17 protein-coding genes are annotated in these 20,793 nt (G+C 67.3%); 7 read left to right on the top strand and 10 right to left on the bottom strand.

The genetic code is table 11. The features are described 5' to 3' along the window. Positions 1–108 precede the first annotated feature (108 nt). From P0D96_RS13840 to P0D96_RS13865, 6 genes are all read left to right on the top strand, one after another. The gene (locus tag P0D96_RS13840) at positions 109–750 is read left to right on the top strand and encodes an HD domain-containing protein (RefSeq protein ID WP_408313866.1); all 642 of its coding nucleotides are present in this window, start codon (positions 109–111) and stop codon (positions 748–750) included. Positions 751–849: 99 nt separating this feature from the next. Continuing rightward, positions 850–1,101 carry a DUF1427 family protein gene (locus P0D96_RS13845; protein ID WP_408177789.1) on the top strand — a complete coding sequence of 84 codons (252 nt, stop codon included), beginning with the start codon at positions 850–852 and terminating at the stop codon, positions 1,099–1,101. Between the two features lie 48 nt (positions 1,102–1,149). Next, positions 1,150–2,097: a glyoxalase gene (locus P0D96_RS13850; RefSeq protein ID WP_408313868.1), complete on the top strand. Its 948-nt coding sequence runs from the start codon at positions 1,150–1,152 to the stop codon at positions 2,095–2,097. Further along, positions 2,087–3,601, top strand: coding sequence for an alginate export family protein (locus P0D96_RS13855; protein WP_408313869.1), 1,515 nt, complete (start codon positions 2,087–2,089; stop codon positions 3,599–3,601). The genes P0D96_RS13850 and P0D96_RS13855 overlap by 11 nt, the downstream gene beginning before the upstream one ends. A gap of 82 nt (positions 3,602–3,683) precedes the next feature. Next, positions 3,684–4,199 (top strand): DUF3331 domain-containing protein, encoded by a 516-nt coding sequence (locus tag P0D96_RS13860; protein WP_408313871.1) that lies wholly within the window; start codon positions 3,684–3,686, stop codon positions 4,197–4,199. Positions 4,200–4,369: 170 nt separating this feature from the next. Further along, the gene (locus P0D96_RS13865) at positions 4,370–7,405 is read left to right on the top strand and encodes an ATP-binding protein (protein WP_408313873.1); all 3,036 of its coding nucleotides are present in this window, start codon (positions 4,370–4,372) and stop codon (positions 7,403–7,405) included. 7 nt (positions 7,406–7,412) lie between these two features. Here P0D96_RS13865 and P0D96_RS13870 read toward each other — a convergent pair whose 3' ends face one another. From P0D96_RS13870 to P0D96_RS13885, 4 genes are all read right to left on the bottom strand, one after another. Then, complete coding sequence (locus tag P0D96_RS13870) at positions 7,413–8,333, bottom strand: LysR family transcriptional regulator (protein WP_132381779.1); 921 nt, start codon at positions 8,331–8,333, stop codon at positions 7,413–7,415. 102 nt (positions 8,334–8,435) lie between these two features. Then, on the bottom strand, positions 8,436–11,723 hold the full coding sequence (locus P0D96_RS13875; protein WP_408313875.1) for an autotransporter: 3,288 nt from the start codon (positions 11,721–11,723) through the stop codon (positions 8,436–8,438). An 81-nt stretch (positions 11,724–11,804) separates the two neighbouring features. Further along, positions 11,805–14,969: an ATP-binding protein gene (locus P0D96_RS13880; protein WP_408313877.1), complete on the bottom strand. Its 3,165-nt coding sequence runs from the start codon at positions 14,967–14,969 to the stop codon at positions 11,805–11,807. 187 nt (positions 14,970–15,156) lie between these two features. After that, positions 15,157–15,780, bottom strand: a complete 624-nt coding sequence (locus P0D96_RS13885; RefSeq protein WP_132381785.1) for a GNAT family N-acetyltransferase — start codon at positions 15,778–15,780, stop codon at positions 15,157–15,159. Positions 15,781–16,103: 323 nt separating this feature from the next. Between P0D96_RS13885 and P0D96_RS13890 the strand changes: the two genes are divergently transcribed. Continuing rightward, on the top strand, positions 16,104–16,583 hold the full coding sequence (locus tag P0D96_RS13890) for a hypothetical protein (protein ID WP_408313878.1): 480 nt from the start codon (positions 16,104–16,106) through the stop codon (positions 16,581–16,583). 140 nt (positions 16,584–16,723) lie between these two features. Here the strand turns inward: P0D96_RS13890 and P0D96_RS13895 are convergent, their stop codons facing one another. The 6 genes from P0D96_RS13895 to sctS all read right to left on the bottom strand — a co-directional run bounded on the left by P0D96_RS13895 (position 16,724) and on the right by sctS (position 20,789). Beyond that, on the bottom strand, positions 16,724–17,179 hold the full coding sequence (locus P0D96_RS13895) for a CesT family type III secretion system chaperone (RefSeq protein ID WP_132381789.1): 456 nt from the start codon (positions 17,177–17,179) through the stop codon (positions 16,724–16,726). Between the two features lie 189 nt (positions 17,180–17,368). Then, entirely contained in the window at positions 17,369–17,536 is a 168-nt protein-coding gene (locus P0D96_RS13900) for a hypothetical protein (RefSeq protein WP_162831287.1), read from the bottom strand. Positions 17,537–17,691: 155 nt separating this feature from the next. Continuing rightward, positions 17,692–17,940 (bottom strand): type III secretion protein, encoded by a 249-nt coding sequence (locus P0D96_RS13905; RefSeq protein WP_132381791.1) that lies wholly within the window; start codon positions 17,938–17,940, stop codon positions 17,692–17,694. 51 nt (positions 17,941–17,991) lie between these two features. Further along, positions 17,992–19,275, bottom strand: a complete 1,284-nt coding sequence (locus P0D96_RS13910) for a type III secretion protein (protein WP_408313880.1) — start codon at positions 19,273–19,275, stop codon at positions 17,992–17,994. A gap of 157 nt (positions 19,276–19,432) precedes the next feature. Next, positions 19,433–20,476 carry a hypothetical protein gene (locus P0D96_RS13915; protein ID WP_408313882.1) on the bottom strand — a complete coding sequence of 348 codons (1,044 nt, stop codon included), beginning with the start codon at positions 20,474–20,476 and terminating at the stop codon, positions 19,433–19,435. Between the two features lie 49 nt (positions 20,477–20,525). Beyond that, positions 20,526–20,789 carry a type III secretion system export apparatus subunit SctS gene (gene sctS / locus P0D96_RS13920; RefSeq protein WP_132381797.1) on the bottom strand — a complete coding sequence of 88 codons (264 nt, stop codon included), beginning with the start codon at positions 20,787–20,789 and terminating at the stop codon, positions 20,526–20,528. Between the last annotated feature and the right edge of the window lie 4 nt (positions 20,790–20,793).

Here is a 20,793-nt window from a genome sequence, read left to right on the forward strand (position 1 = left end):
TTTTTAAGGATTCGCCAAAGTCTTTATGAGGTTAATTCGGTACGCTGCATTGATCGGTCGGTCGGCGATGCGCACCCGCGGCGGCGTGCCGGATAGGGAGAAGATGACATGAAGAAGAACATTGCGGGAGTCGGCTTTCCCGACAGTCCGATGGCGCGGGCGGCAACCGATCAGATTCGGGCCGCGGAGTCCGGCTTGATGTTTCATCACGCGCTCAGGGCGTTTCTGTTCGGCGCGCTGACCGGCTCTCGCGACAAGCTGACGTTCGACCCGGAGTTGCTGTACGTGAGCGCGTTGTTTCACAACGTCGGTTTGAATGTGCGACACCGGCGCTCTCCGTATCGCTACGAGGTGGACAGCGCGAATGAGGCGCGCGACTTCATGCTGCAGTACGGCGCCGCCGCCGGCGCGATCGACGAGGTCTGGGCGGCGATCGCGTTGCACACCACGCCGGGCATTCCCGAGCATTTGTCGCCGCTCGTCGCGCTGGTGAGCGCGGGCGTGCAGATGGATATTCGCGGTGCCCGTTATGACGAATTCACCGCGCAGCAGCGCGATGAGATCGTGCAGGCCTGTCCGCGCGAAGCCGGCTTCAAGAAGAAGATCCTCGAAGCCTACGCGCGCGGCATGGAGCATCGTCCCGAGACGACGTTCGGCACCGTGAATGCCGACGTGCTGGACCGGTGGGACCCGAACTATCGCCGGCTGAATTTCTGCGGGCTGGTGCTGGGTTCCGACTGGGCGAATTGACGCGGTTCGCCGCATATGACGACTGGCTCGCCGCGTGTCTGACGCCGCCTGGAAACGGGCCACGCGAACGCCGCAAGCGGGCATCGAAAGGAAATCAGAATGGGCTACATCATTTCATTGGGCGTTGGCTTCGGCATTGGACTTCTCTACTGGCTGCTCAAGGTGCAGTCGCCGGCGCCGCCACTGATCGCGCTCGCCGGCCTGCTTGGGATGGTGCTGGGCGAGCACGCGATACCGGTCGTCAAGGCGCAGTTTTTCGCGCAGACGGCCACGGTTCGGGTCGCCGAATCGCAGCAGAGCACCTCGGCGCAAAAGCCGGCCACGCCCGGCGCGACAAAAGAGGGCGGCTGATCCTGCAAGCCGTCCGTTCAGATCTTGCTAACACCATCGGGTAATCACATGTTCACTTCGCTTCAACGGTTTCGTCCCATCGCGGCCTTCTGCGCTGCCGTGTTGATCGGCCTCGCGCCGGTGTCGTCCGCTTTCGCCGATAACGGCCCGCCGGAAGTCTCGAACAAGACCGCGCTCGCGGCGCGCATGCCCGACGTCTCGGTCGGCGCGCAGTACGACACGACACACGTGTATGTCGCCTCGGCGGATCTCGACGCGTTCGTCACCAGCTTTCTCGCCACGTTCGGCGGCAAGGCATCGCCGCGCGCGGTGTTCACCGTGACGCCGACGCCGAGCAAGACCGCGTCGCAATACGTGCAGACGCCGGTCGGCATGCTGTCGGTGTTCGGCTTCGAAACGCCGATTCCCTATCCGTTCGGCAATGAGCGGACCGGCTATCTGGTCACCAACATCGACCAGGCGGTAAAGGCGGCGCGCGCGGCGGGCGCCGACGTGCTGGTCGATAGCTTCGACGATCCGATCGGCAAGGACGCGATCATCCAGTGGCCGGGCGGCCTGACGATGCAGCTCTATTGGCACACCAAGGCGCCGAACTATGCGCCGCTGCACAGCGTGCCGGATAACCGCGTCTATGTGTCGCGTTATGAAGCCAACAACTTCGTGCGCCGCTGGCTGCATTTTTCGCATGGCAAGGTCGTGTCGGATAACCCGCGCGCGGATGCCGGCGTGATTGGCCGGCTTGGCGAGACGATTCGCGAGATCCGGATCAATTCGGGCTTCGGCCGCATGGTGGTGTTCGTCACGGACGGCAAGCTGCCGTTCCCGTTCGGACGTGAAACGACCGGCTATGCCGTCGACGATCTGACGCAGACTCTCGAGCGCGCACAAGCGGCCGGCGCGAAGGTGCTGTCGCAGCCGTATAGCAGCGAAGCAGGCAAGAGCGCCGTGCTCGAATTCCCGGGTGGGTATATCGCCGAAGTGCACGATGTCCAGTAAAGCAGGCCTCATCCAGAACTTGCAGGCGTTGCGGCGGCGTTCGGCGCTGCGTGCCGCCCGTGCGCTGTTGATCAGCACGGGACTGGCGGCCGCGCTGCCGGCGTCGGCGGCGGATACTGCGCTCGGCGGCGCAGAGGATACCAGCACGACCGGCACGCCCAGCAGCACGGCGGCGGCCGCAAGCACTTCATGCGCGCGGCCGGCTGTCATGTTCAATCGCTGGCAGGAAAACTGGTCGGCGCTGGCCAATCCGTGCGTGCCGAAGAAGCCCTTCGATTCGCTGAAATACATTCCGCTGTTCGGCAATCCCGACGCATATATCTCGCTCGGCATGGTGCTGCGCGAGCGGCTCGAAATGAACGACGCGCCGCTCTTCGGCCTCGGTTCGGGCCGCGACGACACGTACGTGCTGCAACGTCTTGAAGTCCACGCGGATGTGCGCCTCGGCCCGCACGTGCAGATCTTCACGCAGTTCGAGGATGCACGTCCGTTCGGCAAGGACAACGTCTCGCCGGTCGACAAGAATCCGCTCGACTTGCGCCAGGCGTTCGTCGCCATTACCGAGCCGCTCGGTCCCGGCACCTTCAAGTTTCGTGTCGGCCGGCAGGAGATGGCGTTCGACTTGCAGCGGTTCATCTCCGTGCGTGACGGCCCGAACGTGCGCCAGGCCTTCGACGCCATCTGGGCCGATTATGAAACCGGCCCGTGGCGCTGGATCGCTTATGCGACGCAGCCGGTGCAGTACCGCGACAACTCGGATTTCGACGACGTCTCCAATCGCGACCTGACGTTCAGCGGCGCGCGGGTGGAGCGCAAGGCCGTCGGTCCGGGCGACCTGTCCGCCTATTACTCCCGCTACAACCGCAGTAATGCGCGCTTTCTCGACGCCACCGGCGACGAACATCGCGACGTGTTCGACGCGCGTTACGCGGGCTCCGTCAATCACATCGACTGGGACGCGGAGGCGATGTATCAGTGGGGCCATGTCGGCAGCAAGACGATCGGCGCATGGGCGGTGGGCACGCTCGCCGGCTACACGCTGGCTTCGTTGCCGTGGACCCCGCGTCTCGGCCTGCAAGTGGATGCGGCCTCAGGCGACACGCATCCAGGAGACAGCCGCATCGGCACCTTCAATCCGCTCTTTCCGAACGGCTACTACTTCGCGCTCGCTGGTTATACGGGCTACTCGAACGTGATTCACGTCAAGCCTTCGCTCATCGTCAAACCGAACAGCAAGCTGTCGCTGCTCGCGGGCGTGGGGCTGCAATGGCGCGAGACCACCGCCGACGCGGTGTATCAACAAGGCTCGGCGGTCGTGCCGGGAACCGCCGGACACGGCAGCCGCTGGACCGGTTTCTACACGCAGCTGCGCGCCGACTATGCGGTCACCGCGAATCTCGCCGCCGCGCTCGAAGCCGTACATTTCCAGGTCGGTCCGTCGCTGCGCGACCTGGGTGCGCGCAATTCCGACTATGTAGGCGCCGAACTCAAGTTCGGCTGGTAACGCCGTATCGGCACCACGTCGTCAGCGAGGCGTGTCGGAAGAGGGACCCGGTTCTACCCGCAAACACTTCGGGAGCAGCATCATGCATATCGACACCCCCTTGAAGCAACGCACCGAGACGGCTCAGCACGAGACGCGCGATCGTCGTCAAGCGTACTGCCAGGTCAGCGAGAACCCGTCGGCAATGCCGGACGACGGCCGCGCGCCAGTGTGGAACCACGTGATCAACCGGCTGTTGGCAGACTATTGCAATGAGACCGAAGGTGAAGCCTATCTGAAGGCGCGGGCGAAACGCGTCGCCGCCGCGCACGCGCCGTCGCGGCATATCCAGATCGAAGTGCTCGAGCGTCTGTCGGATACGTCGATTGCCGTGCTCTGGCAGGATGCGACCCGTTGCCAATATGTCGACCAGGTGTGGATCTGCTGCCGCGCGCGCAGCAAGGGACGCTGCGCTCTGAGCGGCGCGACGATTCGCCGTGACGATGTGATCTACAAGCCGAGAGTACGCAGCGCGATCCCGGCCAATGCGGACGCCATGATTCTGGCTTCCGTCATCGCGTGCATGCCGTCCACTCTCATGTCAGGCGACTCGCGCTAGACCGCGCGAGCCGCAGCCGGCAGCCGCTTGCTCAGTACAAAAAATTTGAACGATAGGATCAGTTTTTTCCGCGCATGCGTACTCGCGGTTGATCTAGACTTCGGGGACGCTTCGCTGAGCAGTCAGTCCTCAGCGGTTCCTCATCCCGCTGTGTCTTGGATACTCAGGCAATGACCCGCATTGGCCCGCTTCAGGTGGACCTCGCCAGCCGAGAGCTGTTGCTCGACGGACAGCCTGTGCGCATCGGCACCCGTGCATTCGACATATTCGCCGTGCTGATCGCCGCGAACGGCGCGCTGGTGTCGAAGGACGCCCTGCTCGAACAGGTATGGCCGGACACCATCGTTGAAGAGAACAATCTTCAGGTGCATATGTCCGCCTTGCGCAAGGTGCTGGGCGAGAGCCGCAACCTGATACAGACCGTGTCGGGAAGAGGCTACCGGCTGGTATCCAGAGAGGCTTGCGCGGAACAGCCGGCCAACGCCGTTCGCGACAACGCGCCCGATACCTCCGAACCAGTCCCGTCGGTTCGCAACGTCCCCAACAATCTGCCTGCCAATAGCTCATCGCTGATCGGCCGGGATCAGGCCATCAGCGACGTTGCGCAGGCGCTCGCTTCAACGCGCCATGTCACGCTCGTCGGTTCCGGCGGGATCGGCAAGACCCGTTTGGCCATCGAGATCGCGCGCAGCTCGCTGGCGCACTTTCCGGAAGGCGTCTATCTGGTGCCGCTGGCGTCCGCCGTCGACGCAAATAGCGTGCTTGCCATGTTCGCCAACAGCGTCGGCGTGAGCGCGGCGAGCGGGCCGCTTACGCTGGCGCGCGTCAGCAAGGAACTCGGCGAACGGCGCGTGCTGTTCGTACTGGATAACTGCGAGCACGTGCTTTGCCCCGCCGCCGAGCTGGCCGAAGCGTTATTGAACGTGAGTCCGGCCATCCGGATTCTCGCGACCAGCCGCGAGCCGCTGCGTGTCGTGGACGAGCACCTGTACTGGGTGGCGTCACTCGACGTGCCCGCTCGCGACGATGAGAGCCAGCATGTTTTGCAACGCAGCGCCGTGCAGTTGTTCCTGTCACGCGCCCGCGCGATCGACGCGCGCTTTTCGTTTGACGACCGAAGCATTCATCTGACCGGCACCGTGTGCCGCCGCCTGGATGGCATTCCGTTGGCCATCGAACTGGCGGCGGCGCGCGCCGCGATACTCGGCATCGAGACACTCGCCGACCATCTCGACGACCGCTTCAACATGCTGACGGGCGGCAATCGCACGGCGCTGCCGCGCCACCAGACCTTGAAGGCGACGCTCGACTGGAGTCACGCCTTGCTGGACGACACCGAGCGCACGACGTTGCGCCGGCTCGGCGTTTTTGTGAACAGCTTCACGATCGATTCGGCGATCGCCATGGTGAGTGACGACGGCTTGCGTGAGTCCGACGTGATCGCGGCGCTATCGGGACTCGTCGAAAAATCGCTGGTCGTGATGCACGCGGAGCACGGCAAGGCAAGCTACCGGCTGCTGGAAACCACGCGTGCCTACGCGATGCAAAAGCTCGACGACAACGGCGAGCGGCGCCTCGTCACGCTCAGGCATGCACGTTATTTCGCGGACCTGGTCGCATTCGATTCGCCGAGCAATGCGCGTGAAGCACATGAAGCCCATGACACAAATGCCGGGGGCGTCGGCCCGGAGCATTGGCGCCACCACATGCGCGAGCAACTCGACGATTTGCGAGCCGCGTTGGCCTGGGCGTTATCACCGAAAGGTGACGCTGCGCTGGGCGAAACGCTGGCGGTGAAGTTCGTGTCGCTGCTTTATGAACTCTCGCTGGTCGACGAATGCTGCGTGTGGGCAAGGCGCGCTCTTGACGCCGTGGACGCGATGCATCAGGGTGCGCGCTCGCCGCGCCATTTGCGCTTGCGCATGCAGCTGCTCGCCGCGCTCGGTGCGGCGCTCGTCCATGTGAACGGACCGAACCGGGAAACGCTCGGCATCTGGGCCGAGGTGCTGGCACTCGCGATTGCGTCGGGCGATCAGACCTTCGAAGCGCGCGCGTTGTGGGGCATGTGGAACGCGAGCCAGTCGGCCGGTGCGGCGCGCAATGCGCTGGCGTTCGCGCGGCGCTTCGCGTCGCTCGCCGCGCAGACGGGCGATACCGCCAACGGGATTCTCGCTCATCGCTTGCTCGGCATTGCCTCGCACTACGTGGGCGATCAGCAAGAGGCGCGTGCCTCGCTCGATCAGTTCTTGCAGCACACCGGCCGCTTGCAATATCGGCTGCCGCTCGGACAATCCATCGATCAGGGCGTGGTCGGCCGCGCGACGTTTGCCCGCCTGCTCGGCTTGCAGGGCGCGCGCGATCAGGCGCTCAGGGTCGCCGAGGCATGCGTTGCGCAAGCATGCCGGCAGGAACAGGCGATGGTCACATGCTACGTGCTGGTCGAGGCGGAAATTCCGCTGGCGCTGCTGGCGGGCCGGCGAAAGCGGGCGGCTCGGGCCATCGCGCTGTTGCGGGACGTGTCGGCGCGTGCCGGGCTGCGGGTGGCGCATGCGTGCTGCCGCTGTTTCGACGAATACCTGCATTCGCTGGACGACACCAGTGCGCAGCGTGTGCGTAGCTTCCGCGCCGCGCTGGACGATCTCCAGGCGCTCGAATATGCCGCGCCGCGCGCTATGCTTGCCGCGCAATACAGTCTCGCGCTCGGCCGTGCCGGACAGCGGGAGAAGGGCATCGCCGCCGTGGCCGACGCGCTCGCGCGGGGCGACGAGACCGGCGACCAGTGGTATGCCGCCGAACTCAGACGCGTGCATGCCGAATTGCTGCTGATGGAGTACGCCGGCCAGTCACCGTCCGGCGATGCGGCGACGCATGCACAGGCGAGTCTCACCGCGGCAATGGGGGAATCGTTGGCACAGGGTTGCCGCTCGTTGCAACTGCGGGCCGCGACCAGTCTCGGGCGGCTTTGGCATGCGCAAGGCCGAAGCGTCGAGGCGGTGCAACTGGTGAAGTCAGCCTGCGCGAGACTCACGGAAGGCCGCGACTGGGACGACTTCAAGGCCGCTAAAGACTTGCTGCGTGTCGCGACTGAAGCGTGCGCGCCGGCCGGTACTTCCGCCGGCGGCGATACGCGGATGGACACGAATGCGCATGCCACTGCAGCATCGTTCGACGACCCGCCGCCGGACGAGATCAGCGAAGCCTGCTAGTCGAACCTCAACCGTGCAGCGTTCGCTGTTGCACCACTTCGTCGATCAGGTCTGGCCGGTTCAACTGCTCGACCCACCATTGCAGCGCCTTGCCGCATTCGTTGTCGCGCCACGCCAGATAGAAATGCGTGACGTCGCGCATGCCGATCACTTCCTTTTGCACCAGTTCGCCCTGGCTCAGCGCCTCGACGGCGAGGCATTCTGGAATCGTGCCCGCTGCCAGGCCCTTGATCTGCGCGGCGAGTTTGGCCTCGAGCGTCGGCACCGTGAGCACTTCCTGATTGACGGCGAGCGCGATCGTGCGCGGCGCGAGTTTGCGTGACGTATCGCCGATCGCGACCGCGCGATGGCGCGCGACGACGTCCAGCGTGAGCGGTCCGGGTATCGACGCCAGCGGATGATCCGGCGCCACCACGAACACATGCCGCAGCGAGCCGATCGGTTTCGCGATCAGATTGGGAATGGGCGGCGGATCGCCGGCCGCGCCGACGATCAGATCCGCGCGACGAGTGAGCAGCGCGTCCCACGAGCCGCCCAGCACTTCTTTCGACAGATGCAGCCGCGTGTCCAGCTTGAGCTTGTAGAACTCGCTGACGTGATGCCAGAGCAGATCGAACGGAATGATCTCGTCGACGGCAATGTGCAGATCGGCCTCCCAGCCATGCTGGATTCGCTTCGCCTTGAATTCGAGCGCTTCGGCCGCTTCCAGCAGACGGCGGCCTTCCTCGACGACCACACGCCCCGCGTGCGTCAGCGTGGCGCGCCGGCCGGTGCGGTCGAATAGCTTGACGCCGAGATCGAGTTCGAGTTTCTGAACCAGATAACTCAGCGAGGACGGCACCTTGTGAAGCGTTTCGGCGGCGTTCGCAAACGTGCCGGTTCGATCGATTGCATCGAGCACCTGCAGGACTTCAAAAGATAGATTCATGGAGAAGAGCCGGCTCTGTCGGATACGTTCAGCAGGATGTTCAGGATACTGGATTTCCAGAGCTCCGCAATGATCCGGCCGCACTCACCACACGTCCCGCCTCTAACCGTCCAGCCGATCCACCAGCGCAAACGGAATACTCTCCGCAAACAGTTCGCGGTCGCCCGTCGCGCTGGTCTGCGTATTCACCTGCAGCGCGAAATTGAAACCCGGGCTGCGCGTGCTGGTGGTGCGCTCCTTGACCTTCAGTTCGATCGGCATCCAGGAGGCCGGATCGTTGAGAATGCTGTCCACCTTCGCGTCGATTTGCGCGTGCCCCGCGGCGGCCTCGGCGGGCGGCAACTGTTTCGACATTGCCGCCAGCATGTCCAGTTGCTTCGCCGCGCCGCGCTTGAGCCGGTAGCGGTGGAAGTAGGTCTGATTCGGCCGCCGGTTCGCCTTCACGTCGCCGAGATGGCGGTCGACACGTTGCGCCGCGAGCGTGCGCGCTGGCGTTTGCTGCGGTTCGGGACGGCCATTCAGCCGCGCGTCCTGGCGTTCGCCTTCCTGCTCGGCGAGCACTTGTTCCGTGAACAGATCGAGCCACTGGTCGCGGCTCGCGTCGAGCGCGCGCGTGTAGGTTTCAGCGCTGGAATACTCAGTGTCGAGCAGACACGCGCGATGCGTCAGCGCGCCGTCCTCGCGCACGAGTTGTACTTTGGCGAGGTGGCTGTCGTCGGCGAAGGTCATGGTCGCGGAGGGTGCGTCGAGCGAGACGAGGCCCACCCCCACACTCGACGCAGGCGCACCGACCGCTTTCGTGGCGCTGACGGTTCCGCTCAGCCGTCCGATCAGACGCGAGCCCGCGCCCACCCGATGCTGCTCGATCTGCATGCGGCCGCTTTGTTCATTTGAATCGAGCGTCTGCTTCGCGGTCTTTTCATAGCCGATGCCGATATTCGCGCCCGCGCGAAACGGCGAGCCGATCTTCGGCACGGTCACGGAGACGCCGGCATCGGCGGACCCGCCGCGCTTGACGGTGCGTGCCACCGAGTCGGTCCAGCTGATCGACACGTCGGGGTCGTCGAAATAATGGTCGGCGAGCCGGTTCCAGGTGCCACGCGCGCCACCCGAATTCGCGCCGTGCGCCTCGGTCGTCTCGTCGAACACATGATCAATGATGCCTTCGAGTTTCGCGCGCATCGCGCTGTCGTCGTAGCCGGTGCCGTTCCGATTGACACGCCGCGCCACCCGCAGCGATACGCCGCTCGGCTCGGACAACTCCTGCGAATGCAGCACGGCCTGCGTGGTCAGCCCGGCGCGCAGCTGGGTCAAGCCGACGTCGACGTCGTAGCCCACCAGCACGCCGACGCCCGCATGCCGCAGCTGGGTTTTCGCGGTGCCGACGAACATCTCGACACCATGCGTGCCGCGGCTCAACTCGACCACGGCTTCACGGGTTTGCGACGCGCGCAGATCGACGCGCGGCGCGATCGGCACCGCGCCCGCATGCAGCACCTTGCTCAGATTCGCCGAGAGCCCGCGCGTGCTGACGCCGATGCGGCGGCCATCGGTCAGGCGCAAGCGCGAACTCGATTGCAGATCGTGCGCGACGTCCTTGAGCGTTTGCCGGACCGCGTCGGCGCTGTCGGCCTGGGCGGCCTGGGCGGCCGGGCGCGCCTGATCCTTCAGGGCCGACACCTGCGTCCAGAACGGCGAATCGGCGGACACTCCGGCGACCTTGCCCCATGAAGCGAGCCGCTCCAGATTGAACGGCTGTTTCGCGATTGACCTGAACGGCTTGCTGCGCGCGAGCGTGTGCGGATCGGTGTTGGCCCAGCGCGCGGTTTCGGCGCGCAGGCGATCGAGCGTGGCGGGTGAGCCGACATCGCGCGGCTGCAACTCGGCGCACATCTGCTGCGCGCGTTCGGTGACCTGGTGCAACTGATCGGCATCCATCCGGCCGTTCGGAAAGCCGCCCGACTCGAGCCACACATGCAAGGCCGCGAGTTCGGCAATCGACTGCTCCGGACGCGCGTGCGAAAGCGCGGCGGCGGCGCGCATTTCCGGACGCTCGCGCAGCGGCTCCAGCGCCCCGCGCATGGCCTCGTCGAGTTTGCCCTGTTCGGCGCCGATCGTTTTGCGCGGCACGCCCTGGGTGCCGAAGCGCAGCGCCGAGAGCGGCGAGCTGCGTTTGCCGGCGAGGCGCGGCAGGAAACTCTTCCAACGATTTTCGCCAACCCGGTCGATGGTCTTCGCGGAGAACTTGTTCAAACGCTCGCGGGCTTGCGACAGGTCGCTGCCGCGTCCGTCCTCGCGGAAATTCTGACGCCACGCGAAGAACGCGCCTTTCTGATCGGCACTCAGTGCCGCGCGTCCTTGCGTGGTCAGTGTCGAGGCGGCGTCGTAGGCTTGCCAAGCGAGCGGCGTTTCATCGAGCGGCGTGCCTGCTGCCGGTGCCGCGCGCGCGGCGACGGCGGCGGGCGCGGGGTCCTGCGCCGGGCCTGCGCCGTGGAGCGGCGGATCGAGCGCATCGGCGGCTTGCAGCATCATGCGTTGCGCGAGTTGCGTCGACACATCGCCGGGGGCGGGTTGGCCGTGATGGCGCAATTGGCTGAGCGCTTCGAAACCGGCGTCGGTGCGCGCCAGCGTGCGGGCCACTTGCCAGGCGCCGGCTTCGGCGGGCGTGCTCGAGCGGGCGGTGTGCATCTGCGCGAAGTCGAGATGTTCGAGGGCGTCGAGCACGTGGTTGGCGCTGGGTGCGTCGCCGATCCTCGCGCCGTGCAACGCCTGGGCGACGAGCGAGCCCCGGCCGGTCGGCAAGGCCGCGTCGGAGCCGCCCAAAGCGCTCAGCCGATGCGAAAGTTCGGCCTGTGCGAGCAGATCGTGCGACGGACCAGGCAGTTGATGGCGCACGTACTCGCTCAACGCGGCCTCGCCGGTCATGGCATCGAGCGGGATCGCCGTCGATGCTTCGTTGCCGTGCTCCACCGCAAGCGCGGTGTTCGAAGTGGAAGAATCCGCGGCGCGCGCCGTTTTCCCCAACGCCTGGCGGCTTTGCCGCTCGGTCTTGGCCAGCGCCGTTCCCGCCGCGTTCGACCCTGCTACCGGCTTCGCCGCATAACGCTCGCCGTCGGCGGTGAAATCGGCCGGCGCGAACGGCTTGCCGTGCTGACTGGTTTGCGACAAGGCGGTGCTGACGTCGAACTTGCTCGCCCGCAGTCGCGCGCCGGTCCGCGAGAGCGTGTTGCCGAGCCGGCCCAGCAGCGTGTCATCGACGAGCGGCCGGGCCTGCGGCGTGCCGGTGGGCGGCGTGGCGGGCGCACCGCCGGGCCGCTGCGCGGGCGCTTGCGCCGCTTCGGTGTCCGGCGTGTGGGGCAGGTGCGGCGGCAGGGCATGAATGTCGGACATGGCGCGTGGCGTTCAACGAGCGGCAGTTGAACCCACGGTATTAAGCGCGTGTGACACCCCCGTGCAGCGTGCGAAGCGAAGTCACCGCACGCGAAGCAGCCCCGCGGCGGCCGAAGCGTGCAGCGCTTCGAGATCGACGGTGATGCGCAGTTCGAGCCGGCGCGCGCCATGCTGACGCGCGCGCAGCAGCGCGTCGTCGAGCAACTCGCGCACCGTGCGCGGGTCGTCGCCGGTGCGCAGACGCAGCATGGCGTCCAGACGCAGCAGCTCGGGCACGTACCAGAGCTCGCCGGTGCGCTCGCTGCGGCTCACGGCGTCGCGCAAGGTAGCGCCGAGCGACGCCGCGAGTTCCGGCTTGCCGTGCAGCGCAATGCGCGGCAGCAGCGTGGCGATGAACGCGATGTCGGGCACATAGATGCGCTCGCGCGCGATCCGCTTCAACGCGCCGGCAATCAGGCGCCACGCGGCTTCCTCGTCGCCGCGCCGGGCCTCGAGCCAAAGCTGGAAATCGAGCCCGAGGCGCAGCCAGCGCTTGACGCCTGCCGCACGCGCGCGCGTGACCAGCGCCGCGGCGCACGACTCGGTGAGCGCGATGTCGTCGTCGAGCGCGGCGAGCGCGCAGGCAAGACCGAGCGCGATGCAGCACGCGAGCGGTTCGCTCTCGTCGGCGGAGTCGCGGATCGTGACGCGCGGCGGCGTCGTCAGATGCGGTTCGCCGACCAGCCACAGCGCGACGGCATGAATCGCGCGCGCCACGAGATGCAGCGAGAGTCCATAACTGGTGGCCACCGCGTTGGCCTCGCGGCTCAGGTCTTCGTCGATGTCGTCGGCGGTGTCGTCGTTCAGGCCGACCACCGGCGCGAGCAAACGGATCGCGGTGTCGAATTCGCCCGCGTACGCCTTGACGATGCCCTCGATGCGCCGCGCGTTGATGCTCACGGCGGCACTCTGCGCGACCGGCGCGATCTCGCTGAATTCGTTCGCGAGGCGCCGGCATTGTTCGATCTCGCCGGCGTCGAGCGCGCACATCACGAGGCAAAAGAGCGCACGCAGGCGGTAGGGCGTGTCGGCGCAGATATTGGCGAGTTCATAGGTGCGCTGCCAGCTCTCGACGATCTCCGCCGACGCGCCGCGCCTGAGCATCAACGCACGCGCGAGCACGGCGCGCAGCCGCATTTCGTCGCGGATGCGCCGCATCGACACGCTGTCCACCCGCGCCAGCACGGCACGCACCCAGCCGATGTATTCGTCGACGAGCGCGAGCGCCACCCAGATCGGCGCGGTGTTGTCGAGCAGCTCGATGCACAGCTCCACTTTGTCGACGGACACGGCCCATTCGAGCGCGGCGCGCAGCGCGTCGATATCGTGGCGGCTGTGCGCGGTGGCTACGGCGACGCCCGCGCCGAAGCGGCGCGCCATGTCGCGCGCGACGAACTGCGCGTGATGCAGTTCGGCCTCGGCGCTTTCCCGATTGCGCTCCAGCGCGTCGAGCGCGAAGCGGCGCACGGCGGGCGGCAAGCGCAGCCGCAAGGCGCCGTCGCAGTCGACGGTATTCACGAGGCCCGCGTCCATCAGCGTATGGAGCTGGCGCTCCAGCAGACGCGGCTCGGGCGGCCCGAAACCGTAGTCGCTGCCGAACGCGCCGAGCATTTCATAGGCGGCGTCGTGCGAGAACGCGGTGGCGAAAATGCCGAGCCGGCGCAGCATGGTGCGAGTGGGCGCTTCGAGCGCAGCGTACGAGAGATCGAGCATCACGTGCACGATCGCCGCGCGCGGCAGCACGATGCGGCGGCCGCCGCTGCGATACGTCATGACGGTGTCGAGTTCGCGCGCGAAGGCCACGATCGCCTCTTCCGGCGGCACGCCCGCGCGCACCTGGCCGGCAATGGTCGCGGCCGCCAGTTCGAGCGCGAACGGTACGCCGTCGACGCGCCGGCAGATCAGCGCCGCCGCCGCGAACGTGGCCGGCGCGATGCCGCTCACTTCCGGCAGCGGCGCGTGCAATGCGGCGGCCTTCACGCAGCGCGCGAGGCGGGAAAAAAGCAGCCGCAGCGCATCGTAGTCGAGTGTGGCGGGCGTGCCGTCGATCTGCTCGGGCGGCACGCGCAACGCGGCCACCGGCACGGTGGTCTCGCCGCCGATGAAGAGCGGCGACTCGCAGGTGGCGATCACATGCAGGCCGCCCGTGTTGGCGACCAGCGTGTCGATCAGGCTGGCCGCCGCTTCGCTCAGATGATCGCAATGATCGACGATCAGCAGCATGCGGCGCTCGCCGATCTGCGCGGCCAGATTGGCGGCGCTGGCCAACTCGCTGGCCGGCTCCAGTCCGAGGGCCGCGCCGATCGCGTTGGCCACGCGATCCGGTTGCGCGAGCGAGGCGAGTGCCGCGCAGAAGTCGCCGTCGGGAAAATGCGGCGCGAGGTGGCTTGCGGCTTCGATCGCCAGGCGCGTTTTGCCGACGCCCGAGGCGCCCGTCAGCGTGACGATGCGGCGCGTGGGCACCAGCGCGAGCAATTCCGACAATTCCGCATGACGGCCGATGAACGGCGACGGATCGATGATCTGCGAACGCAGCGAGGTGATCGCGCTGGTCGGCATCAGCGCGGGGAACGCGGACACGGCCGGCGCGACCGCCGCCGCAAGACTCGATGCGCCGGCAACGGATGCGATCGCGGCGGACGGACTGTACGGCGCGCTGCCGAAGCGCGCGGTGCGGGTGGAGGCCGAACCGGACGCGCCGAACGCGGCGCTATAAGCGGACGCGGCAGTCGCAGCGGACAACGCGCGGGCCGGCGCACCGAACCGGAACCCGGCCGTGGTCAACGGACTCGCCGCGACCGTCGTGGCGAACGAGGTGGCCAGCGACGCGGCAATGCTGCCGGCGTTCGCCACCGCGAGATCGAGCCCGGTGTCCGGCGTTTCGAGCACGCGGACCTCGCCCGCGAAACGGTAGCCGCGGCCGGCCACGGTGACGATCAGATCGCGGTCGCCGTCGAGCGCGCGGCGAATCGCGGAGATTTGCGCCTGCACCGTGTTCGCGTCGACATTGCTGCCCGGCCAGACGATTTCGCGCAACTCGGCGCTCGACACCACGCGGCCGCGTGCGTCGAGCAGCGCCGCGAGCATCGCGAACGGACGCGCGCCGAGTTCGATGACGGCGCCGTCGGAAATCAGCAGGCCCACGTCGCGCGCGAGCCAGAATCGCGAGAAAGCGATCACCTGACCAGTGAGCCGCGGTAGCGACATGATGAATCTCCGGCGTAGTAGTGTTTCGGTCCACCGGCGAGGAATACTCGCGAGGCATGCATCACGAAATGCCCGCGCTGCGGCTATTCGTCAGACCAAAGTATTATCGCCCGAGAAGTGAACAATTGCCTGGACTGCGGACACTTCTTCAATGCAGGGTGCGCCGTCGACGGTGAAAACGCTTGCTTCACGCGTCCGCGAGACTCCATTGCATGGTATTGCGCAACCACGCGACGCCTTCGCTGGCCGGTTCGGGCGGCACCGGTGCGGGACGCGTGAGCGCGTAGAGGTAGCTGTCGGCGGCGGCGAGGCCACGGTTCGGACGCGGTTCGTGATTCGTCAGGCGCGCTTCCTGTACGAAGCCGAGCCGCTCCATCGAACTGTGCGCGGCGCCATCCACGGCGCAGCACGCGAATACGCGGTACACGCCGGGCTGCTCGATCAGCCAGTCGATCACTTCCTGCAAGGCCAGCACACCGGCCCGGCGCCGCCGCGCGCCGCCATGCCGGCTGATGATCACGCCGATCTCCACGCGCGGCAGCGTCGGCTTCAATTCGATCAGCGCGGTCAGGCGGCCGGTCTCCCTGCATTCGAGCGTGTAGCGGATCAGGCTGCCGTCGTCCCAGCCGCGCCGCGCCTCGGCGATGAATTCCTCGGTCTGGCTCACGCCGGTGTGGCGCAGCACAGGCAGGTCGCGCATCGTGTCGGCGTCGCCCAGCATCTGGTCGAACAGGGCGGGGGCGTCGGCGGGGGTCAGGGGGCGTAGCCGCAGATACGGCGTGTCCAGAGTGTCGAGCGGAGTGAAACGCATGAGTCGGATTCCGAGTGAGCGACGAACCCCGGCAGTGTGGCGCCGTCGCATGACCGGCGCACGACGCGCCGCGAATCGGCGTAAGGGCGCGCGAAGACCTGGCAGCGGGCCGGGCGGCTGGCCTCGGGCCGCCGCTGAACACGCAAGTGCGGCGGCTACGGTGTCGTGCTGCTGAGCGCTCGCGCTTCGCATCGGTGCACGCGAGTTCGCACGCCGGCAGCGGGTTTCGTACGCTGCTTGTAAGGTCGAACAGGATGCCTGTTCGACGTCCTTGTCTTGTGCTTCGCGTTGACGGCGCACATTCACACCAGGAGCCCCGCACCATGCCGAATTCCCCATCGATCGGACGTTCGAGCAGTACGCTGCCGCTTTCCGACTCCAACGCTCCGTCGTCGTCGCCGGCGGACGGCGGCAAACCCGCCGGCGGCTTGCCGCACGCCGGTCCACAAGCCGACGACAAACTGGGCGCACTGGCCGGCAACGGCAGCGGCGCCGCGGCGGGCAAGGGCGCGCGCGCATCGTTCGCGGCGAAGGTGTCGTCGCCGGCCACTTCGACGACGACTGCGCCGGGCGCGGCTCAGTCGGCCGCTCAATCAGCCGCTGGCGGCGCGCCGGGGCGCGCCGGACGCCTCGGCGCTTTCTCGCAAGACGCGGCGACACTCGCGAACGGCGCCACCGGTGTCGCGACGGCGGGCGTGAACGTGGTCGGCGGCCTGCTGCAACTGGAACAGGCCGCGGTCATGCAGCTCGCCGAATTGCTGAAGCAGGGCGCGCGCAACGTGGAAGAAGCATCGAAGGGATGAGGCGTGCAACGAGGTCCGCCAGGCGCGGACCCTCGAGCGAGTGTGTTGCGGGTGCAGTGCCTGCGTTGCTGGCGAGTGGCGTGGCTAGTTGCCCTTGTGATTGCTCCGGCGTTGCTTGATCGGCCGCGCTCGGCGTTGCATCACGCCCGCAGCCAGAAAAACTCTCCCGACGCGATCCCTTCGAACATCTCGTCGTTCGACTCCACGATGTTCTGTCGCCAGTAGCGCCCGTGCTCCGCGTAGTGCGCGAGCAGATCGGCGAGCGCCTCGCCGTTCAGGTCGTCCGCGAACGGCAGCCGCAGCACCAGCACGACGCCGCCGGTATCGGTGTCGAGCCCCAGTTGCGCCTGGTCCTGCGCATAGATCAGCAGGTTGGCCTCCAGCATCAGCCGGAACACGACGAGCGTGCGTCCGGCCGTGACCGTGCCGAAATGGAAATTCGCGTACATCGCGTCGAGATCGCGCTCGAAGTAATCGAGCCGCACGTCGAAGCCCTCGACTTCGATCGACCGCGTGCGCAGCACATGGTCCGCGTCGCCGAGACCGACGGTCGCGCAGAGATCCATGATCAGGCTGGTGTAACGCTCGCTGCTCATTCTCGACCCTTGCTTGGCGGTTGCGCGCGGTGCCCGGCTGGCCGGGCGTTCTTTTGTCCGCTTCGTGAGCGGCGGATGCCGCGCCGCGCCTCTCGCGCATGCCGCAAAAAACACGGCCGGACCCCGTGTGCGACGGGGCCGGCCGCGTGCGGACCGCCGCCTGTGGCGAACGGCCCGCGTCTGCAATGCTTAGCCGCCGCGCGAAGCATCCTTGACGTTGCTTGCGCCGCTCTTCGCGATGTTCGCCACCGATGCATACATGCTTTGTTCGACTTGCATCTGGGCGGACATCATCGTCATCTGGTCCATTTCCTGCGTGAGACCAGCCATCATTCCGCCTGCGCTTCCTACGGACATAAGAACCTCCAGTGACTATGGGTAGAGAGTGAGTGGCCTACATCGAGACCTGCCGCCACGCCGGCCGCTCCTGAGAGCGGGCCGCCGCGGCAAGCGCGTTATCCGCGTGCCGAGCGCGTGCTGCGCCGGACATGCGGTGAGCCGCCGCGTCGCGCTCAGGCGCGCGCGCCGGCCTGTTTTTCCTGCAGCCGCGCGATCACGCGCGACGCGGCGAGAAAGCCGCGATACAGCTTCGCCAGATTGTTGCGATCGAGGTCGGTGGCGCCCTGCGTGTCGCTGATGCGCTGCGCCGTCGCATCGAGCGCCTGGCGGATCGCTTCCACTTTGGGCGCGCCGGCCGGATCGGCGAGCGTCTTCTGCAGGTCGTTGAATTCGCTGGCGTGGGCTTCGAGCTGCTCGTACATGTCGATCTCCTGGTTGTCCTGGTTGAAGCGTGGCGGTGCGCCGTTGATGGGTCAGCTCGACGGACCGCGCGGCTGGGCCGGCGGCAGTGTCGCGGGATTGGGCAGCGGCACGACGCTGGCCGCGCTGCGAGTGACGGTGTCGTTGTCCACGATCGAGGCGTTGGCGGTGTTTTGCGTGTTGCTCGCAGCGGTTTTGCTGTTCGCTGCCGCGTTCGTGTTCGCGGCGGTTCTGTTACCGGCATGGCCGGCCGCGTTTTCATCCGCAAGCGCCGCGCCGCTTGCACCGCTTGCGCCTGCTGCATTCGCAGTCGCAGCCGCATCGCCGTCCGATGCCGGCGTGTCGATCGCGTAGATGTGTTTGACGCCGTCCGGCGTTTGCGCGTAACGGACGTCGTCGGAGGAAATCATTTCGGAGTACGACGCCGCCGCTGGCCCGGCCGCCATGACGTTGGAGTTTTCCGCGGCCTGCACCACGATGTTCTTCACGTTCGGATCCAGATCGGCCCGCACGCGCGCGAGCGCCGCATCGAGATCCGCGCGGCTGCTGACCGCGCCGGTCACCGCGAAATTGCCGTCGCCGAGATAGCGAACGTGCGCGCCCGCCACGCCGAGCGAATCCTCGATGCTGCGCGCGTCGTTCTGCGCGACGTCGTAGTTGCGCGAGATGCCGGTCGGCGAAATGCGCGCGAACAGATTGCGCACGGCGTCGTCGTCGGCGGGGCTCGTGACCATGCCGGTCACCACCACCGTGTTGCCGACCGCGTGCGCCTGCAAGCCGGTCACATGGGCCGCGGCCAGCCCTTCGTTGACGCGCTGCGCGCGGTCGTCGGCATTGCGCGGCAGCGCGGCGCGGCTCATCTGCGTCGTGGTCAGCAGCGAACCCGCGACGATCACGATGCCGAGCACGAAGCACGCGACAACCGCGCCCACATAGCGGCGGCGCTTCTTGCGTTCGGCGGCGAAGCGCGCTTCGGCGGGGCGCGTCAGCAGCATCGACAGCAGGTCGAGATCGGACGGCCACACGGCGTCGTCCGCTCCCACGCACAGAATCATGTCGTCGAACTGCATCGGCACGAAGTCCACCAGCAGCACCACTTCTTCGCCGGCCACCGGCGGCGCGGCCTGCCCGTCCGCGGTGTCGGCCATCTGCACCGCTGCGGCGACGCGCTGTGCGCTGACCACGCCGCTCGCGTCGACGTGCAGCAGCGCATCCGCGCCACGCCAGTCGGTGAGGCGGATGTCGGCATCGTCGTCGGCGCCGACGCGATGCGTGCCCGGCGTGAGCTGCAATTGCGCTCCCGCGTGGACGCCCGTCAGTATCCGCAGCAGTTTCATCGTGCTCGCACAGGGTGGGTGGGAGAAGCGCCGGAGAAGCGCGCGGCTTGCGCGCTCAGGCCGGCTCGATCGACCTTAAATGTAGCCGCGCGATGTGGCGTGTCAGCGAACGGATGCGAAGGCGCCGCATGCGATGCGAAGCCGCGCGGCAAACCGTTTAGCGACGATTGTCTGGAAAGGCGCGGCGTAGTCCAGGCGGGCTTCCCGGGGCGTCGGATAGGGACGGCGGTGCGTCGCCGGCGCCGTGCGGGCTCCCTTCAGCGGCGAGGCGACGGGATGCACCAGACGCACCAGACGCACCAGACGCGCCCGAAGCCGAAGCCCGCCCAAGCACCCCGCCGCGCAGCCCGCACAACGTATCGATCGAGCGCCCGAGCTGCGCCGCGTTCGACGGCTTATCCGCGTGCAGCCACAGCAACGGAAACAGCAGGTTGAAACGCTGCACGCGCTCGGGCGGCGGCAGACGCGTGACGGCTTGCCCGGACGCACTGCCCGCGCGCTCACGCAGCGCGGCCACGCCCGAACTCGCCCCCGGCTGCGCGGCGGCAAGACTGCCGATGCGCTGCTGCACACTGAGCAGATCGATCGACTGCTCGAGCACGCGCGCGTCGAGCGGCATCTGCGGATTGGCGGCCAGTTGCTCGCGCAAGCTCAGCATGTCGTTGCGCCATGCGTCGCGCACCGCCGCCGCGCGCGCGCTTTCCTGGCCCGGCTGCGCGTACTGCGCGGCGACCGCGTCGAGCCGGCCGGACGGCGGCGGTGGCACGGCGCCGCGATCGCCGCGCGCCTTGATCCCGGCCGCCGCGCCCGTGCCGTGCTCGTCGCTGTGATCGCCTTGCGAATGACCGCCGCCGCCCCCGCGTCCGCCGCCGTCGCGGTTGACCTTCTGGCCTTCCGCGTGATGCGCTTCGGCGTCGTCTGGGCCATCGTCGTCGAGGCCCGCGCCGTTGCTGCGCTGTTTCTTGGCGGCGCGTCGTTTGCGCGCCAACTGGTCGGCCATGCGCTTCGCGCGCACCGAACTCACCGAGGGTCCGCGTTGCGCGTCGCCGCCATAGGTGAAATTGGTGGTGCCGCGATACAGCGCCGCGAATTGCGCGCCGTTACGCGCGCCTTGCGCGTTGGCCGATTTCTGCTGCGCCTCGGCCGTGCGCTGCGCGTGGGCCGCCGCTGTGTCGCTGCCCTGATGGGAGATTCGGCTCATGTCGCGCGCCTCGCAAAGTGGCCCGGTTCAACGGCCGACCTGCGCCGCTTCAGAGCGGCACGGCCGCCTGCATCAACTCGTTGGCGAAGTGCAGGATCGCCGCGCACGAGAGCGGCGCGGCGACCACGATCACCACCGTCACCGCGATCAGCTTGACCGCGTGCGACAAGGTCTGATCCTGCATCGACGTGATCGCCTGCAGGAACGACACGCCGAGACCGACCACGGCCGCGACGATCACCGCGGGCAGCGACACGGTCAGGCACAGCAGCATGCCTTCGGTGGTGAAGCGGATTAGCGAATCGATTTCCATCTGG

This window comes from Paraburkholderia sp. RL17-347-BIC-D, assembly GCF_046027915.1.
Taxonomy (GTDB): Bacteria; Pseudomonadota; Gammaproteobacteria; order Burkholderiales; family Burkholderiaceae; genus Paraburkholderia.

Excerpts from the sequence above, each read along its gene's own strand:
- P0D96_RS13865 (WP_408313873.1), top strand. The coding sequence starts at position 4,370 with ATGACCCGCATTGGCCCGCTTCAGGTGGACCTCGCCAGCCGAGAGCTG.
- sctS (WP_132381797.1), bottom strand. The coding sequence starts at position 20,789 with ATGGAAATCGATTCGCTAATCCGCTTCACCACCGAAGGCATGCTGCTG.
- P0D96_RS13915 (WP_408313882.1), bottom strand. The coding sequence starts at position 20,476 with ATGAGCCGAATCTCCCATCAGGGCAGCGACACAGCGGCGGCCCACGCG.
- P0D96_RS13870 (WP_132381779.1), bottom strand. The coding sequence starts at position 8,333 with ATGAATCTATCTTTTGAAGTCCTGCAGGTGCTCGATGCAATCGATCGA.
- P0D96_RS13840 (WP_408313866.1), top strand. The coding sequence starts at position 109 with ATGAAGAAGAACATTGCGGGAGTCGGCTTTCCCGACAGTCCGATGGCG.
- P0D96_RS13890 (WP_408313878.1), top strand. The coding sequence starts at position 16,104 with ATGCCGAATTCCCCATCGATCGGACGTTCGAGCAGTACGCTGCCGCTT.
- P0D96_RS13855 (WP_408313869.1), top strand. The coding sequence starts at position 2,087 with ATGTCCAGTAAAGCAGGCCTCATCCAGAACTTGCAGGCGTTGCGGCGG.
- P0D96_RS13875 (WP_408313875.1), bottom strand. The coding sequence starts at position 11,723 with ATGTCCGACATTCATGCCCTGCCGCCGCACCTGCCCCACACGCCGGAC.
- P0D96_RS13905 (WP_132381791.1), bottom strand. The coding sequence starts at position 17,940 with ATGTACGAGCAGCTCGAAGCCCACGCCAGCGAATTCAACGACCTGCAG.
- P0D96_RS13880 (WP_408313877.1), bottom strand. The coding sequence starts at position 14,969 with ATGTCGCTACCGCGGCTCACTGGTCAGGTGATCGCTTTCTCGCGATTC.
- P0D96_RS13910 (WP_408313880.1), bottom strand. The coding sequence starts at position 19,275 with ATGAAACTGCTGCGGATACTGACGGGCGTCCACGCGGGAGCGCAATTG.
- P0D96_RS13860 (WP_408313871.1), top strand. The coding sequence starts at position 3,684 with ATGCATATCGACACCCCCTTGAAGCAACGCACCGAGACGGCTCAGCAC.
- P0D96_RS13885 (WP_132381785.1), bottom strand. The coding sequence starts at position 15,780 with ATGCGTTTCACTCCGCTCGACACTCTGGACACGCCGTATCTGCGGCTA.
- P0D96_RS13900 (WP_162831287.1), bottom strand. The coding sequence starts at position 17,536 with ATGTCCGTAGGAAGCGCAGGCGGAATGATGGCTGGTCTCACGCAGGAA.
- P0D96_RS13895 (WP_132381789.1), bottom strand. The coding sequence starts at position 17,179 with ATGAGCAGCGAGCGTTACACCAGCCTGATCATGGATCTCTGCGCGACC.
- P0D96_RS13845 (WP_408177789.1), top strand. The coding sequence starts at position 850 with ATGGGCTACATCATTTCATTGGGCGTTGGCTTCGGCATTGGACTTCTC.
- P0D96_RS13850 (WP_408313868.1), top strand. The coding sequence starts at position 1,150 with ATGTTCACTTCGCTTCAACGGTTTCGTCCCATCGCGGCCTTCTGCGCT.